Origin of the sequence: Actinoplanes sp. KI2 (assembly GCF_025630775.1) — a bacterium.
GTDB lineage: Bacteria > Actinomycetota > Actinomycetes > Mycobacteriales > Micromonosporaceae > Actinoplanes.
The window spans coordinates 90230-106095 of the sequence record NZ_JAOSZE010000008.1 but is presented as its reverse complement, the minus strand read 5'-3'; the positions used below and the strand labels follow the sequence as shown (position 1 = coordinate 106095).

Genomic DNA, 15866 nt, shown 5'->3' with positions numbered 1-15866 from the left:
ATCTGGTTCGCGCAAGCCCCCAGCTACACCTCGGGGATCGACGAGTAGGTGATCGTCACCCGCCGCACGCCAGCCGGCGGGTCCGCCTGCCGCTTCCGAATCGCGTACGGTTCGACCAGGTCACGCACCTTTTCATTGAGTTCTCGCAGCTCGTCCGCGGTGACCAGCACCCGCTGCCCCATGATCGCCCCGAGGTCCCGCCACTCCGGCGGCTCCTCGGTCACCCGGGCCAGCCAGGCCACCGCCCGCGCCTGGTCCCGATGCAGGTAGAGGTCGACCAGCGCCTCGCTGGCGGCCCGCGCCCCCGGCTCATCGAGGTCGGGGTCGATGCGTACCGAGTGGGACTTGCCGCGCCAGAGGCGTTCCCGCCCGTCGCCGCGGCTGGGCGCCTGCTCGACCAGGTCGTACTTGGCAAGCTCGCGCAGGTGGTAGCTGGTCGCGCTGGGCGACAGCCCGACCATCCCGGCCACCTCGGTGGCGCTCACCGCGGCCCCGGTGTCGTTCAGATACTCCACGATCTCGATGCGCGCGGGATGCGCCAAGGCCCGCATGACCCGCGGATCGGCGATCCGCATTCCGTCGCGCTCGGTACGCCCCTCAGCCATGCCCCCATTCTTCAACTGGAAAATCGGTGGACGGGGAGTGGGGCGGGCGTAGGGTTGAGGGCCGCTTGACGGCCGTGGTGAGCATGCACCGCAGCGGACGTCCTCCGCGCCGCAGGCCGGTGGTCGGTCTCGGATACGCGAGCAGCCCGCAAGCCAGTCCCGAGGATGGACCGTGTCGACGTTTGACCTGGACACCGAACTCTCCGCCGAACGCCGTCATCTCGCCGAGTCGCGGGCCGCGCTGGCCCGGATGCGGGGGCGCGCCGAGGCCCTCTTCTCCGCCGGTGCCGAGGTCGCCGGTGACCCGTACGGCGCGGAGGCGCTCGGCCGGACGCTCTCCCGCCGGGTCGCCGAGCTCGCCGACGACCCCACGACGCCGCTGTTCTTCGGCCGGCTCGACATCGAGGACGCCAACTACTACGTCGGGCGGCGGCACGTCACCGACGACGCCGGCGAGCCGATGGTGCTCGACTGGCGGGCGCCGCTGTCCCGCTCGTTCTACCGGGCCAGCGTGCGCGACCCGCAGGGGGTGGCGACCCGGCGCCGGTTCGGGTTCGTCAAGGGGGAGCTGACCAGCTTCGAGGACGAGCACCTGGACCGCGGCGAGGAGCTGGGCACCAAGAGCCGCATTCTGACCGCCGAGATCGAGCGGCCACGCGTCGGGCCGATGCGCGACATCGTGGCGACCATCCAGCCCGAGCAGGACGAGCTGGTACGCGCCGAGCTGGCCGACTCGATCTGCGTGCAGGGCGCACCCGGCACCGGTAAGACTGCGGTCGGCCTGCACCGGGCCGCCTACCTGCTCTACCTGCACCGGGAACGACTGCGCCGGTCGGGGGTGCTGATAGTCGGGCCGAACACGGCGTTCCTCTCGTACATCTCGGCCGTCCTGCCCGCTCTCGGCGAGATCGAGGTGCAGCAGGCGACAGTGGACGGCCTGATCTCACGGCAGCCGGTGCGCGCGGTCGACAGCGAGGCGGCGACGCTGGTCAAGCACGACGTGCGGATGGCCGAGGTGCTGCGGAAGGTGCTCTGGTCGCGGCTGGCCAAGCCGACCGAGCCGATCATGGTGTCGGACGGGTCGTACCGCTGGCGGATCGATCCCGAGCCGCTGCGCCGGATCGTCGACGAGGCCCGGCGCGAGGGGCTGCCCTACTCGGTGGGGCGCGAGCGGGTGCGGGCCCGGGTGGTCGGGCTGCTCCAGCGGCAGTCGGAGTACCGCACCGGGAACTCGCCGGGCGAGACCTGGCTGCGCAAGATGAGCAAGGTCGCGCCGGTCACGGCGTTCCTGGAGAGCGCCTGGCCGGCCGTCTCGCCCGAGGCGCTGGTGGTGGAGATCCTGGTAAATCCGGAGAAGTCGGGTGAGATGCTCCGTGCCGACGAACAGGACGCCATTCGCTGGGCCAAGCCGCCCAAGACGGTCAAGTCGGCGAAGTTCTCCGCCGCCGACCTCCTGCTGATCGACGAAGCGGCCGGGCTGATGGAGCGGGAGAGCAGCTTCGGCCACGTGGTGGTCGACGAGGCCCAGGACCTCTCCCCCATGCAGGCCCGGGCGATCGCCCGGCGCAGCGAGCACGGCTCGATCACCCTGCTGGGCGACCTGGCCCAGGGCACCGCGCCGTGGGCCGCCGCCGAGTGGCGCGACACCCTCGGCCACCTCGGCAAACCGGAGGCGAAGGTGGTCCCGCTGACGGTCGGCTTCCGGGTCCCCGCCGCGGTCGTCGCCCTGGCCAACCGCCTGCTCCCGGCCCTCGCGGTCAACGTTCCCGAGGCGGTGTCGCTGCGCCGCGACGGCGATCTGTCGATCATTCCGGTCGCCGACGCCGCCCAGGTGGACGCCGAAACGCTGGTCGAGGTCACCGCCGCGCTCGAGCACGAGGGCTCGGTCGCGGTCATCGCCGCCGACGCCGCGGTCGGTCGTCTCCGCGCGCACCTCGCCGCCGCGGGGATCGAGAACGCGACCCCCGACGATGTCGACTCCGAGGCGCGGGTCACGGTCGTGCCCGCCACGGTGGCGAAGGGCCTCGAGTACGACCACGTGATCGTCCACGAGCCGGCCGACATAGTCGACGCCGAGAGCCGCGGGCTGAACCGGCTCTACGTGGTGCTCACCCGAGCGGTCTCGCGCTTGTCGGTCGTCCACGCGAGGCCGCTACCGCAGGCGCTCACCCCGTCAGCGGCTTGACCCACCGGGACCAGTCCGCCTGGCGACGGTAGCCGCCCGCGGACCACGCGCCGTGCGCGTCGGTGTTGTCGTCGAGCACCATCGCGTCGGCGCGGGTGCCGCCGAGGGCCCGGAAACGCTCCTCGGCGGTCGCGATCAGCCGCCGGCCGATCCCCTCGCGGCGGCGGTGCGGCGCGACCGCGAGCCGGTAGAGGTGGCAGCGCCAGCCGTCCCAGCCGGCGATGACCGTGCCGACGATCTCGTCGATGTCGACCGCGACCAGCAGCGCGTCGGGGTCGCGCAGGTGCAGCGCGGCGAGGGCGGCGTGGCTGTCGGCGGGCCGGTTGTCGTTCTCGGCGGCGGCCTGCCAGAAGGCGAGGACGTCGCCGAGTTCGCCGGCGAGGGCGGGGCGGATCATCACAACCCAAAGACTAGTCAACTTTATGGCACAAACCTCTTTGACTTTGTGTTGTAAAGTTCTTTGCATGGAACCCATCGATGACGACGAACCGCTCGGCAACCCGGCCGACTCGCTCGCGCTGATCCAGCGGGAGCGCACGAATCTCTCCCGTGACCTCACGCCCGACCCGCGGTTGATGTACTGGCCGTGGGGCATCGCCTGGCTAATCGGCTTCGGCCTGATGTTCCTGCGCTTCGGGCCGGACGGCCGGGTCTTCGTCGACCTGCCCGACTGGCTGCCGCTGACCGTGCTGTCGCTGTCGTTCATCGCGGCCGGCGTGATCACCGGTGTGACCGGCGGCCGCGTCGCCGCACAGACCCGGGGGCCGTCCTCGAGCCAGGGTGTGATGTACGGCTGGACCTGGGGCATCGCCTTCAGCGGCATGTCCCTGCTGTTCGCCCAGTACGGCGACGCGCTGCCGGACGAGAAGCTCGGCCTGCTCTGGGCCGGCGGGCTGGTCGCGCTCACCGGCGCGTTGCACATGGCCGGCGGCGCGATCTGGAACGACCGCCAGCTCTTCATCCTCGGCGCCTGGACCAGCGTGATCAACGTGGTCGGCATCCTGGCCGGCCCCGGCTGGCACTCGCTGATCGTGGCGATCGCCGGGGGCGGCGGCATGCTGATCTTCGGCTTCCTCGGTTGGCTGAGGTTCCGATGACCGACGGCACCGAGCTCGATCCGGTGATCCACGCCCAGGCCCGGCTGCGGGTGGTCTCCGCCCTCTCCGTGCTGCGCGAGGACGACCGGGTCACCTTTCCCCGGCTGCAGGACTCGCTGCGGATGACCGCCGGCAACCTCTCGGTCCATCTGCGCAAGCTCGAGGACGCCGGATACGTCGAGGTCACCAAGACCCACCAGGGCCGCACCCCGGCCACCTTCGTCCGGCTCACCCGCCGCGGCCGGCTGGCCTTCGAGCAGTACCAGGAGACGTTGCAGGCACTCCTCAGGCCGAGCTCCACTTTGGAGGAAACGCCGTGATGCTCGCCCGCGCCATCGAGGTCAGCCGCCGGTACGGCGAGACCCTCGCGCTCGACAACGTCTCGCTCGACATCGCGGCCGGCGAGCTCGTCGGCCTGCTCGGTCCCAACGGCGCCGGCAAGAGCACGCTCCTCGCCCTGCTCACCGGCATCCGGTCCGTCACCTCGGGCCGGGTCGAGCTGCTCGGCGGCGATCCGCGCCGGCCGGCCAGCCGGCGGCACCTCGGGGTCACCCCGCAGGAGACCGGCCTGCCCGACTCGCTCCGCGTCGGCGAGGTCGTCGACTTCGTCCGCCGGCACTACCCCGACCCGCTTCCGCGCGACGAGGTGCTGGCGCGGTTCGGCCTGACCCATCTCGTACGCCGGCAGACCGGTGGCCTGTCCGGCGGTGAGAAGCGGCGGGTCGCCGTGGCGCTGGCCTTCGCCGGCCGACCGCGGATCGTCTTCCTCGACGAGCCGACCACCGGGCTCGACGTCGAGGCCCGCCGGTCGCTCTGGGAGGGCATCCGGCAGTTCCACGCCGAGGGCGGCGCGGTCGTGCTGACCAGCCACTACCTCGAGGAGGTGGAGGCGCTGGCCCGGCGGGTCGTGGTCATCGGGGGTGGCCGGGTGCTCGCCGACGACACCGTCGCGGCGGTGCGCGGCCTGGTCGCGGTGCGCCGGGTCAGCCTGAGCTCACCCGTACCGCTGCCGGTTTTGCCTGGTCTGAGCGCAACCGACCGGGAGGGCGACCGATGGCACCTGCTCACGCCCGACTCGGATCGGCTGGTTCGCGACCTGGTCGCGGCCGAGGTGCCGTTCACCGACCTGGAAGTACGCCCGACGTCGCTGGAAGAGGCCTTCCTGACCCTCACCGGGGAGAAACCCCCGTCCAACCACCCCGCCACCACCCTTGAACGGACTGAGAACTCATGGCTGCTCTCGTCCTGACCCACGCCCGCTTCCAGCTGATCGAGACGGCACGCACGCCGATCGCGGTGATCGGCAGCGCGTTCTGGCCGGCGGCGTCGATGCTCGCCTTCGTGGTGCCGTTCGTCGGCGACGATCCGGCGGCGGCGACCTACGCGACCGCGTCGATGGTGACGTTCGCCGTGATGAGCACCAACCTTTTCCAGTACGGCGTGGGCGTCGCCGACGATCGGGTGCAGCCCTGGGAGCCGTACGTGCGTACCCTCCCGGCCGGCGCACCTCCCCGCTTCGCCGGCCGGCTGCTCTCCGGTTTGGCGCTGATGGCGTTCTCGCTGCTCCCGGTCGTGCTGATCGCCACGTTCCTGACCGCCGCGACGCTGACCCCGCTCGCCTTCCTGACCGCCGCCGGGGCGACCGCGGTGATCGCGGTGCCGTTCATCCTGATGGGACTCGCGATCGGCTACTCGATGCCGCCGAAGGCCGCGGTCGTGGTCGCGCAGGTGCTGTTCTTCCCGCTCGCGTTCGGCGGCGGCCTGATGACGGCGCCGGGCAGTGCGCCCGGCTTCGTCGAGCAGCTCGCGCCGTACCTGCCGACCGGCGCCTCGGTACGCCTGATGTGGGCCGCGGTCGGCGACTATCCCCTGCACGTCGGGTCGGTGTTGTCGTTGATCGTGTGGATTGTCGGGCTCGGCGGGGTGGCGCTGTGGGCATATCGACGTGACGAAGGTCGCAGGTACCGCTAGAAGTCGACACTTAACCCCAACCAAAGGCACGCAGTGCGACGATGCCCGCCATGACCGCATCGACGCCTGGCTTTCCTACCTGGGTGGACCTGGGAACGGCCGACCTCGACGAGGCAAGGCACTTTTACTCAGAGTTGTTCGGCTGGAGCTTCTCCGACGACGGGTCGTACACGACGTTCCTGCTGAACGGGCAGCCGGTGGCCGGCGCCGGCCCACTGCTCGGCGAAGGGCAGCCGACGGCCTGGAGCACGTACCTCGCCACGAACGACGCCGACGGGGTGGCGGCACGGGTCACCGCCAACGGGGGCAAGGTGCTGGTTCCGCCGTTCGACGTGCACGACCAGGGGCGGATGGCGGCGTTCCTGGACCCGGGCGGCGCGCCGTTCAGCGTGTGGCAGGCGGGGACGGTGCCCGGCGCGGCCGTCTTCGACGTGCCGGGCGCGCTGACCTGGAACGAGCTGAACACGCGCGATCTCGAGGGGGCGCACGCCTTCTACGGTGCGGTGTTCGGGTGGCAGTTTCGGCACAGCACGCTCGGTGAGGCGCCGTACCTGGTGGCCAAGCTGCAGGACACGGCCATCTGCGGGATCCAACCGATGAGCGCGTCGCAGTGGCCGGCCGACATCTCGCCACATTGGATGGTGTACTTCGCCGTCCAGGATTGCGATCGGGCGGCGGGGCATGTGGTGGCGCTGGGCGGCCAGGTGCTGTTCCCGCCGGCGGACCTGCCGATCGGACGGTACGCGGTGGTGTCCGACCCGCGGGGTGGGATGTTCGCGCTGCTCGCCTCGACTCGGTAAGCGCTTTCCGGGTACATTGACGACTATCCATGTCGTCTCCCCGCGGCTGCTCGGCCTCTTGGGGAGACGATCATGATTCGGTGGCTCGCTGCGACCATGCTTCTGGTTCCGTTGCTGGTGGGGGCATCGGCCGCCGCCGCCGACCCGGCGTGCGCTGCGTCTGGCACCGCCGGCTCGACCGGGGCCGTGGCGGCCGCCGGGCCGACCGTCTGGCTTGCCGGTGACTCGACGATGGCCAATCCGAGCGCCACCTGCCCGGTCGGGTGGGGCAGCCAGTTCGGGGCGCTGTTCCAGTCCGGGGTGACGGTCAACAACCGGGCCGTGGCCGGGCGCAGCATCCAGACGTGGCTCTACGAGGGCAACGTGACCAGCACCAAGGGCTCCAACGGCGAGTGCGTGCTCAGCTCCACCACGTACTCGACGCGCTGGCAGGAGATGCTCAGCGGGATGAAATCGGGTGACTACCTGGTCGTGCAGTTCGGCATCAACGACGGCGACACCAACTGCCCGCGGCACGTCGGGACCGCCCGATACCAGCAGCTGATGACCATGATGGCGCAGGCGGCCCTGGCCCGCGGCGCGCACCCGATCCTGCTCACCGCGGTCGCCGCGATCACCTGCTCGGGCAGCACGGCGGTGAAGAACCGGGGCTTCGTCACGCAGACGACCGCGGCCGGGTCGGCGACCGGCTCGCCGGTGATCGACCTGCAGACGCTGAGCGTGAACCGCTACAACAGCCTGCACTTCTGCCCGAACAACGGCGACTACACGACCGGCGCGCTGGGCGCGTTCTTCTGCAACGACCACACCCACTTCGAGACGTACGGGGCGCAGCAGATCGCCGGTCTGGTGGCGGGGGCCCTCCGCAGCCAGAACATCCCGCTGGCCGCCTATCTCAAGTAGTCAAGTAACCCGGACCGGCACCACCAGCGGGCCGTGCTCGCCCTCGATGACCCGGACCCGCACCCGGTAGTGCTTTGCCAGGTTGGCCTCGGTCAGCACCTCGCGCGGCGGGCCGGCCGCCACCACCCGCCCGCCCGCGAGCAGCACGATCCGGTCGGCGTACTCCCCCGCCGTCGTCAGGTCGTGCATGGTCGCCAGCACGGTCAGGTCGCGCTCCGCCCGCAGCCGGTCGACCAGTTCCAGCACCTCCTGCTGGTGGCCGATGTCGAGCGCGCTGGTCGGCTCGTCGAGCAACAGGATGCGGGCCCCCTGGGCGAGCGCCCGCGCCAGGAACACCCGCTGGCGCTCGCCCCCGCTGAGGGTGTCGAGCCGCCGCGCGGCGAACCGGCCGAGGTCGAGCTCGCCCAGCACCTCGTCGACCATGGCGAGGTCGGCGGCGGACTCCCGGCCGAGCGGCGGGACATAGGGGGTACGCCCGAGCAGCACGTAATCGAAGACCCGCATGGCCGGCGGCACGACCGGCGACTGCGCGACGGTGGCGATCGTCTTGGCCCGCTCCCGCCGATGCAGCTGGTCGACGGGACCGCCGTTGAGTTCGACCCTGCCCTCGAACGGCAGCAGCCCGCCGATGGCTCGCAGCGCCGTCGACTTGCCGGCCCCGTTCGGCCCGATGATCGTCACCCATTCGCCGGCGCCGACCTCGAGATCGACCCCGTCGACGATGAGTGCCTTCTCGAGCCGCACCCGCAGCCCGGCCACGACGATCGCCGACGCGGCACCCGGCACGTCGCCCGCCCGCGCCGCGCCCGGCACGCCGCCCGCGGCACCCGGCACGTCGCCCGGCCGCGCCGCGCCCGGCACGCCGCCCGCGGCACCCGGCACCGCGCCCGGCCGCACCCCACCGGGCACGTCGCGCGGCTGCGCCGCGCCTGGCACGGCGCCACGATCGTCGGCGGCGCGGTCGGTCATGGCGCGGCCGTCCTACTCGTGCGCAGCACCACGATGAAGAACGGCGCCCCGAAGAAGGCGGTCACCACCCCGATCGGGATCTCCGCCTGGCCGCCGGCGGTGCGGGCCAGCAGGTCGGCCAGGGTCAGGAACGCGCCGCCGAAGAGCACCGACAGCGGCAGGATCGAGCGGTAACTCGGGCCGGCCAGCAGGCGCATCGTGTGCGGGACGATGATGCCGACGAAGCCGATCAGGCCGGAGACCGAGACCGCCGCCGCGGTGCCCAGCGAGGCCGCGATGATCAGCAGGTAGCGGCTGCGCTGCGGGTGCAGGCCGAGGCCGGTCGCCTCCTCGTCGCCGACGGAAAGAACGTCGAGCTCGCGGCGCTGGCTGAGGACGATCGCGCCGGTCACCGCCGCGTAGGGCAGGACGAGCAGCACATCGTGCCAGCCGGCGGTGGACAGCCGGCCCAAGAGCCACGTGTACACCTCACGCAGCGTCTCCACGTGGTGCTGCAACACGTACGTCTGGCACGCCGCGAGAAACGCCGAGACCGCGACCCCCGCCAGGATCAGGGTGGCCGGCGACCGGTCGCGGCCACCGGCCGCGCCGAGCACCCAGGTGAGCGCGACCGCGATCAGCGCGCCGACGAACGCCACCATCGGCACGCCGATCGGCAGCTCGGCCGCGACCTCGCCGCTGGTCGAGCGAAAGGCGATCACCGCGGTCACGCCGAGCCCGGCGCCCGCGGCCACGCCGAGCAGGTGCGGGTCGGCCAGCGGGTTGCGAAAGACGCCCTGATACGCCGCGCCGGCCAGGGCCAGCATGCCGCCGACCAGCAGGCCTAGCACCACACGCGGCAGGCGCAGCTCGAGCAGGATCGCCACCTCGCGATCCGAGAGGCCGCTGTGCAGGTGTACGCCCGGAACGAGATCGAGCAACTCCAGCGCGACGCCCGCCGGAGGCAGCGAGACCGAGCCGAAGGAGAGGCCCGCGATCAGCGCGACCAGCACCGCGATAATGCCGCCCACCAACCAGGCCGGACGAAGGCCGGCGGGCCGCACCACGCGCGGGCTCGGCCGCGCTTCGCGCAGGCCGGAGGTCATGCTGCGCCCACCTCAGGCACGCCCTTCCGGCCCTCGCCCGCGACGCCATTCGCAGGTGGGACTGGGTGCCGCTCCGGCCCGGCTGGGTGCCGCGCCGGCCCGGCCGAGTGCCGCGCCGGCCCGGCCGGGTGCCGCTCGGTGCAGGCGGTCATGCCGGGACCTTGGCCACCGCGTCGGCGACGGACTGGACCAGATCGACCGTACGCGGGCCCCAGCGCGACGCGATGTCGTCGTCGAGCGGGAAGATCTGACCGGCTTTGACCGCGGTGACCGTGTTCCAGCCCGGGCGCGCCGCCACGGTCTGCGCCGACTGTTTGCAGCACTTGCTGTCGGCCAGGAAGATCGTGTCCGGATTGGACTTGATCAGCGCCTCCGCGGCGAGCTGCGGATATCCGCCCTTCGCGCCGGTCGGGTCGGCGGGGTCGGCGACGTTGGTCATGCCGAACATCGTGAAGATCGACCCGATGAAGGTCTTCGACGTGACCGAGTAGAGCGACGGGTCGAGCTCGTAGTAGTAGCTGAGCGGCTTGCTGCGGGCCGGCACGCCCTTCACGATCTTGTCGATCTGGCTGGTCATCTGCTGGTGCAGCGCCTCGGCCTCGGCCTGGTGACCGGTCAGACCGCCAAGTTCCCCGATTTCCCGGTACGTGTCATCCATGCTGGTCGCGGCGGGGGCGAGGAAGACGGGGATCTTGAGTTTGCCCAGCTGGTCGACGATCTTGTCGATGTCGTTGGAGAGCACGACGAGGTCGGGGTTCTTGGCGGCGATCGCCTCGGCGTTCGGCTTGAAGCTGGACAGATCGGTCTTCGGCACGCCGGCCGGGTAGTCGGACTGGTCGTCGACGGCCACCACCTGCGGCCCGGCCCCGATCGCGAACAGCATCTCGGTGGCGGTCGGGCTGAGCGAGACGATCCGCTTCGGCTGCGCGTCCAGCGTCAGGCTGCCGACGGTGACCGGGTACGACGCGGCGGCGCTGGGCGCCGACGATCCTCCGGTCGTCGCCGACTTGTCGTCGCCCGAGCCGCAGCCGCCCACCAGGAGCAGGGCGGCCGTCGTCACGACGGCGGTGAGTACACGTTTCATAAGGTCCTCCGGTCGGCCGGGCAAGCGGTGCTGCTTCGCCGACAGGAACCCGGATCGCCCGGCCCGCCCGCGAGGCGCCCCTCCCCGAGAGCGCTACTTCGCGACCGACGCCCAGGCGACCTGGCTAGACCTCAAAGAGGCATCACAGTTGCGGGACAGCGCCGGTTTCTCACCGGCTTCGCTGCGACGCGGTCCCCGGCACGCTACCCCACCCCACCGGCGGTTTCCGCTCGACCTCGATCATCGCGACCTGCATCTCTGCCGGACGCTGCGCGCGCCGCCGATGGAGCCGAGTCGAGCGCGCTCGTCGTCACCTGCCCCGAGGGCTCGGCCTTTCGTCAGCTGGCGCGCGGAGCCTTGGAGCCGCCATCCTCGTCGCCGGCCAGGGCCACCCGGTCACCATCCGCGACAGCCTCGTCGTCGCCGGCCAGGGCCACCCGGTCACCGGCCGCGGCGGCCTCCTCGTCGCCGGCCAGGGCGGCGCGCAGGCGCTGCTTTTCCGCGGTGCGGCGGGAGGCGGCGCCGGCCAGCTGCTCGCCCATCTTGTTGCGCCAGTCGGCGAGCAGGAAGTAGGAAGCGACCGCGGAGACGGCCAGGGCAATCATCGCCTTGACCAGGATGTTGAGCGGGAGCGGCAGGAGCAGCACGAAAATCAGCACGAACAGGCCCAGACGGCCGAGCGTGTACTTGACGGCGGGACTCATTCTTCTCTCCCTAACCCACGCGGTGGCTCAGCCACCGGAGGCCGTAGAACCAGACCAGGCAATAGACGACCGTGCACGTGCCCGCCGCGGCCAGGCCGCTGGCCAGTGCCGGGAAGACCGGCGCGGTGAGGCTCGCGAGACTGAGGCCGGCGGCCACGCCGAAGCCACCGGCCAGCACGGCCACCACGACACGGTACGGCCCGGCCTCGTGGGCGGCGCGGAACTCCTCGGTGAACAGCCACAGCGGGAGGATCAGGGCCAGCCAGCCGCTGGTGTGGCCGAAGTCGGCGACCCTGGTCAGCGCCAGGATCGCCTCGAAGGCCAGCAGCAGAACAGCACCGATCACAAGCCCGGCCAGCGCGGTGCCCAGCAGATCGCCGATGGTGGCCAGGCGTCCGCTGGGGTCGCGGCGAGGGCGCCGCTCACTCTTTGTCTCGGTCATGACAAACCGAGGGTACGCCGTGCCGAAGTGTCCTCTTACGCCCAGACCTGTTGAGGTTCGCTCCGTCGATCGGCCAGGCTCGGGGCCTCGTCATATTCACGGACCACTTCGTAGCGCGTGTTGCGTTCGACCGGCTGGAAACCGGCGTCCCAGATGAGTTCGAGCAGGTCCTCGCGGTGCAGGGTGTGCGGCGTGCCGTACGCGTCGGCGTCGTGTGTGATCTTGTACTCGACCACCGAGCCGTCGAGGTCGTCGGCGCCGAAGTTCAGCGAGAGCTGCGCCACCGAGAGCCCGTGCATGACCCAGAAGCACTTCACGTGCGGCACGTTGTCGAACAGCAGGCGGGAGACCGCGAACGTCTTCAACGACTCGGCCGGTGCGGCCATCGTGGTCCGCGACTGAAGGCGATTACGGATCTTGCCGTCTTGCGAGTCGACGAAGTCGTGCTGGTAGCGCAGCGGGATGAAGACGGCGAAGCCGCCGGTCTCGTCCTGCAGCTCGCGCAGCCGCAGCACGTGATCGACGCGATGCCGCGGCTCCTCGATGTGCCCGTAGAGCATGGTCGCCGGGGTCTTCATCCCCTTCTCATGGGCGAGCCGGTGGATGCGCGACCAGTCCTCCCAGTGGCACTCGTGGTCGACGATGTGCTGCCGGACCTCCCAATCGAAGATCTCGGCGCCGCCGCCGGTCAGCGACTCGAGCCCGGCCGCCATCAGCTCGTCGAGGATCTCCGAGGCGGGCAGTCCGCTGATCTTCTCGAACCACTGGACCTCGGTGGCGGTGAAGCACTTGAGCTTGACGTCGGGCAGTGCCGCCTTCAGCTCGCGCAGCACGTTGGGGTAGTAGCGCCAGGGCAGGGTCGGATGCAGGCCGTTGACGATGTGCAGCTCGGTCAGCTGCTCGTCCTCCATCTCCTTGGCCTTGCGCACCGCCTCGTCGATGCGCATGGTGTATGCATCTTTTTCGCCAGGTTTGCGCTGAAAGGAACAATAGGCGCAGCTTGCCGAGCAAACGTTGGTGAGGTTGAGGTGCCGGTTGACGTTGAACATCACCCGGTCACCGTTCAGCTCGGTGCGCCTGTGGTGGGCGAGGCGGCCGAGCCAGGCGAGGTCGTCGGACTCGTACAGCGCGATGCCGTCCTCGCGGGTCAGCCGCTCGCCTGCATACACCTTCGCCTCGAGCTCACGCTTCAACCCGGCGTCCATGTACGGCCCCTTTCCTGATCCTGGCGATGAGCCTACGGCTTGCCTGTGACACCACCTGTCGGGGCCGGGTCGGGCCGGCGTTCTCGTGATTCCCAGCCTTCTTTCACCTTCGATCAATCGACAGGCCCGTGAGCCATGCGGTAAGCAATTAGGGGAACACCAAGCGGCAGTGGATCACCAAATCGGACCCACGGCCACGGACTGGGAGCTTCATGGCCACATCGCGACACGCAGACCGACGGACCCGCATGGCGCACCCCTGGCGCCCCGCGGGCTTCTCGGCTGCCGCGACGGCCGCGATCGCAGCCCTGTTCACGCCGGTTCCGGCGTTGGCCGATCCCGGCACGGCGGCGCAGGCCCAGGCGCCCGTCGCGCCGGTCGCGGTGCCCGACCCCGGCTCCCGGCCGATGGCGCTCGGCACCCTCCAACTCCCCGGCCAGACCAACACGCAGTCGGTCGTCCGGCACACGATCCCGGGTGCCGCGTCCAGCCCGGTCCTGCAGCAGATCGAAAAGGGCCGCGAAGAGATCGCCACGATGGGCGATCAGCTGATCAAGATCAACGACGACCGCACCCTGGCCACCACCCAGCAGACCACCGCCGAGCAGCAGTACCAGAAGTCCGTCGACGAGATGCTGCAGGCGCGTTCCGACGCCGCGGCCGCCGCGGCCCGCGCGATGATCCAGGCCGCCGCCATGCCGCCGGGTGCCTACGACCCCAACCTCACCGACCTCGACAACTTCGCCCGCCTGCAGCGCGGCGACGCCGACAGCTCCCAGGTCGCCGCCGTCCAGCTGGATAACGCGGAGACCGCCGTCCAGCTGGCCCTGGACGCGAACGCGCTGGCCAAGCAGAAGGTCGACGACCTGACCAAGCAGTACAACGCGCTGAACACCAAGCTCCACAAGAAGGAGGCCACGCAGGGGGCCTTCGAAAACAAGCATCGCGCCGAGCTGAACGCGGCCGAGGCCAGCGAGAGCGCGGTCGACAACGCGCTCGGCCAGCAATACCTGGCGGGCGCCGAGGCGGGTCGCGGCGCCGACTCGCGCGCGGTGCAGGCCCTGGAGTTCGCGCTGGCGCAGCGCGGCGACCCGTACGAGTGGTCCGAGGAGGGCCCCGACAAGTACGACTGCTCCGGCCTGATGTACGCGGCGTACCACTCGGTCGGCTTCCCGCTCGAGCGGGTCTCCCGCGACCAGTACTGGCAGACCCACCTCAAGGTGGTCGACCGCTATTCGCTGCTCCCCGGCGACCTGCTCTTCTTCAGCTACTCCAACAGCTGGCGCGGCATCCATCACGTCGCGATGTACGCCGGCGACGGCATGATGGTCGAGGCCCCGCGCACCGGCCTCAACGTCCGGCTCACCCCGGTCCGCTGGTCGCAGCTGTTCCAGGCCACCCGGGTCTTCGGCTCGGTCCCCGGCATCACCGAGGGCCCCGATCTCGGCTCGCCCGACCCCGACCCGACGACGAGCCCGACGACGACCCCGACCACCAAGCCGACGACGAAGCCGACCACGCCGGCAACGAGCAAGCCGACCAGCAAGCCGACCACGCCGCCGACGAGCAAGCCGACCACCACCCCGCCCACCTCGTCGGCGCCGGCCAGCACGCCCTCCTCCTCCCAGCCGACCTCATCGGCGCCGGCCAGCGACCCCACCACGACCACGAGCGCCGCCGCGCCGGCCGGCGACACGACGTCCAGCGCGGCCGCGCCGTCGACCGCGTCGACCAGCTCGGCGACCGCCACCGAGCACGCCAGCTCGTCGGCGTCCAGCTCATCGGCGTCCAGCTCATCGGCGTCCAAAGCATCGACGTCCAGCGCATCGTCGTCGAACGCATCGACGTCCAGCTCATCGGCGTCCAGGGCATCGACGTCCAGCGCTTCGTCGTCATCCAGCGCGGGTTGATCCGCCCGGCTATCGTCCGCGAGGGCGGTAAAAGATCGCCTTTCCGGTGGTAACGCACCGGCTATGCGAGTGGCCGGGTTGGTGCCGGGTGCGCTGACGCGCGCAGATATGGCACGGTTAAAGGGAGCGCCCGACGTCCCGGACAGTCGGAACGCGGTCGGGAGGATTCATGGACGAGCGGCAGGCGACACCGGACGACGACGGCACCAAGCCGGCCGCCGGTGACGACCACGAGGCCTACGCTCCGCCGCCACCGCCCGCCCCCGGCGCGCTCTGGGCCGACCGGCCCGCCAACGCTCCGGTGAGCGGAGTCAGTGGCCGGGCCTCGGTGCCGGCCCCCGGTTCCGACCGCAGCCCCGGCTCGGTGAGCAGATCCGTGCCCGCCTCCGGCACCGCTCGCGCTCCCGGCTCGGTCAGCGGCTCCGCCCCCGTCTCCGGCCCCGGCCGCACCCCCGGATCGGCCAGCGTCTCCGGCCGCACGCCGGGCTCGGCCAGCGCCTCCGTGCCCACCTCCAACCCGGACCGCACCCCCGGATCGGCCAGCGTCTCCGGCCGCACGCCGGGCTCGGCCAGCGCCTCCGTGCCCACCTCCAACCCGGACAGCACCCCCGGATCGGCCAGCGCCTCCGGCCGCGCGCCGGGCTCGGTCAGCGCCTCCTTCCCGGTTTCTGGCCTCGGTCGCACCACGGGCTCGGTCAGCGCCTCCGCACCCGTCTCCGGCCCAGGCCGGGTGACCGGGTCCGCGCGGCCGGTCAGCCCGTCCGCCGAGAGCCTGGTCCCCGAGCTGGTCGACGGCTCCTCCCGGGAGATCCCGGTCAAACCGGGCGCCGGCGCTGCCCGGGCAACCGTGCCCGGCTCGATCAACCCCGACCCCGGCGCGGTCCGGGCCAGCACCTGGCCGAGCGG

Annotated in this window: 17 protein-coding genes and 1 riboswitch; of the genes, 8 read left to right on the top strand and 9 right to left on the bottom strand. The window is 71.3% G+C overall.

What is annotated here, in order from left to right:
• Positions 1-23: 23 nt before the first annotated feature.
• Positions 24-605 (bottom strand): ArsR/SmtB family transcription factor, encoded by a 582-nt coding sequence (locus ODJ79_RS10290; protein WP_263023124.1) that lies wholly within the window; start codon positions 603-605, stop codon positions 24-26.
• Between the two features lie 172 nt (positions 606-777).
• Here ODJ79_RS10290 and ODJ79_RS10285 point away from each other — a divergent pair, with 172 nt between their 5' ends.
• A complete protein-coding gene (locus tag ODJ79_RS10285; RefSeq protein ID WP_263023123.1) occupies positions 778-2790 on the top strand; it encodes a HelD family protein in 2013 nt (670 codons plus the stop codon).
• On the opposite strand, the gene ODJ79_RS10280 is transcribed toward ODJ79_RS10285, so the two are convergent.
• Positions 2771-3187, bottom strand: coding sequence for a GNAT family N-acetyltransferase (locus ODJ79_RS10280; RefSeq protein WP_263023246.1), 417 nt, complete (start codon positions 3185-3187; stop codon positions 2771-2773). The genes ODJ79_RS10285 and ODJ79_RS10280 overlap by 20 nt on opposite strands.
• Positions 3188-3254: 67 nt before the next feature.
• Here ODJ79_RS10280 and ODJ79_RS10275 point away from each other — a divergent pair, with 67 nt between their 5' ends.
• From ODJ79_RS10275 to ODJ79_RS10250, 6 genes are all read left to right on the top strand, one after another.
• Positions 3255-3887, top strand: coding sequence for a transporter (locus tag ODJ79_RS10275; protein WP_263023122.1), 633 nt, complete (start codon positions 3255-3257; stop codon positions 3885-3887).
• A complete protein-coding gene (locus tag ODJ79_RS10270; RefSeq protein ID WP_263023121.1) occupies positions 3884-4207 on the top strand; it encodes a winged helix-turn-helix domain-containing protein in 324 nt (107 codons plus the stop codon). Before ODJ79_RS10275 ends, ODJ79_RS10270 begins: the two co-directional genes overlap by 4 nt.
• Positions 4207-5136 (top strand): ABC transporter ATP-binding protein, encoded by a 930-nt coding sequence (locus tag ODJ79_RS10265; protein WP_263023245.1) that lies wholly within the window; start codon positions 4207-4209, stop codon positions 5134-5136. The genes ODJ79_RS10270 and ODJ79_RS10265 overlap by 1 nt, the downstream gene beginning before the upstream one ends.
• Complete coding sequence (locus tag ODJ79_RS10260) at positions 5118-5858, top strand: ABC transporter permease (RefSeq protein WP_263023120.1); 741 nt, start codon at positions 5118-5120, stop codon at positions 5856-5858. Before ODJ79_RS10265 ends, ODJ79_RS10260 begins: the two co-directional genes overlap by 19 nt.
• Positions 5859-5941: 83 nt before the next feature.
• The gene (locus ODJ79_RS10255; protein WP_317620650.1) at positions 5942-6658 is read left to right on the top strand and encodes a VOC family protein; all 717 of its coding nucleotides are present in this window, start codon (positions 5942-5944) and stop codon (positions 6656-6658) included.
• A gap of 72 nt (positions 6659-6730) precedes the next feature.
• Positions 6731-7561 (top strand): GDSL-type esterase/lipase family protein, encoded by an 831-nt coding sequence (locus tag ODJ79_RS10250; protein ID WP_263023118.1) that lies wholly within the window; start codon positions 6731-6733, stop codon positions 7559-7561.
• On the opposite strand, the gene ODJ79_RS10245 is transcribed toward ODJ79_RS10250, so the two are convergent.
• The 6 genes from ODJ79_RS10245 to mqnE form a co-directional block, all read right to left on the bottom strand.
• On the bottom strand, positions 7562-8530 hold the full coding sequence (locus tag ODJ79_RS10245) for an ABC transporter ATP-binding protein (RefSeq protein WP_263023117.1): 969 nt from the start codon (positions 8528-8530) through the stop codon (positions 7562-7564). It abuts the gene before it with no gap.
• A complete protein-coding gene (locus ODJ79_RS10240) occupies positions 8527-9615 on the bottom strand; it encodes a FecCD family ABC transporter permease (RefSeq protein ID WP_263023116.1) in 1089 nt (362 codons plus the stop codon). The genes ODJ79_RS10245 and ODJ79_RS10240 overlap by 4 nt, the downstream gene beginning before the upstream one ends.
• Positions 9616-9763: 148 nt before the next feature.
• On the bottom strand, positions 9764-10699 hold the full coding sequence (locus tag ODJ79_RS10235) for an ABC transporter substrate-binding protein (RefSeq protein WP_263023115.1): 936 nt from the start codon (positions 10697-10699) through the stop codon (positions 9764-9766).
• Between the two features lie 119 nt (positions 10700-10818).
• Positions 10819-10876, bottom strand: a riboswitch (cobalamin riboswitch).
• A 161-nt stretch (positions 10877-11037) separates the two neighbouring features.
• A complete protein-coding gene (locus ODJ79_RS10230) occupies positions 11038-11403 on the bottom strand; it encodes a DUF4229 domain-containing protein (protein ID WP_263023114.1) in 366 nt (121 codons plus the stop codon).
• Between the two features lie 10 nt (positions 11404-11413).
• A complete protein-coding gene (locus ODJ79_RS10225) occupies positions 11414-11845 on the bottom strand; it encodes a hypothetical protein (protein WP_263023113.1) in 432 nt (143 codons plus the stop codon).
• A 35-nt stretch (positions 11846-11880) separates the two neighbouring features.
• A complete protein-coding gene (gene mqnE, locus ODJ79_RS10220; RefSeq protein ID WP_263023112.1) occupies positions 11881-13050 on the bottom strand; it encodes an aminofutalosine synthase MqnE in 1170 nt (389 codons plus the stop codon).
• Positions 13051-13298: 248 nt separating this feature from the next.
• On the opposite strand from mqnE, the gene ODJ79_RS10215 reads away from it, so the two are divergent.
• On the top strand, positions 13299-14960 hold the full coding sequence (locus ODJ79_RS10215; protein ID WP_263023111.1) for a C40 family peptidase: 1662 nt from the start codon (positions 13299-13301) through the stop codon (positions 14958-14960).
• A gap of 237 nt (positions 14961-15197) precedes the next feature.
• Here the strand turns inward: ODJ79_RS10215 and ODJ79_RS10210 are convergent, their stop codons facing one another.
• Positions 15198-15854, bottom strand: coding sequence for a hypothetical protein (locus tag ODJ79_RS10210; RefSeq protein WP_263023110.1), 657 nt, complete (start codon positions 15852-15854; stop codon positions 15198-15200).
• Positions 15855-15866: the final 12 nt, after the last annotated feature.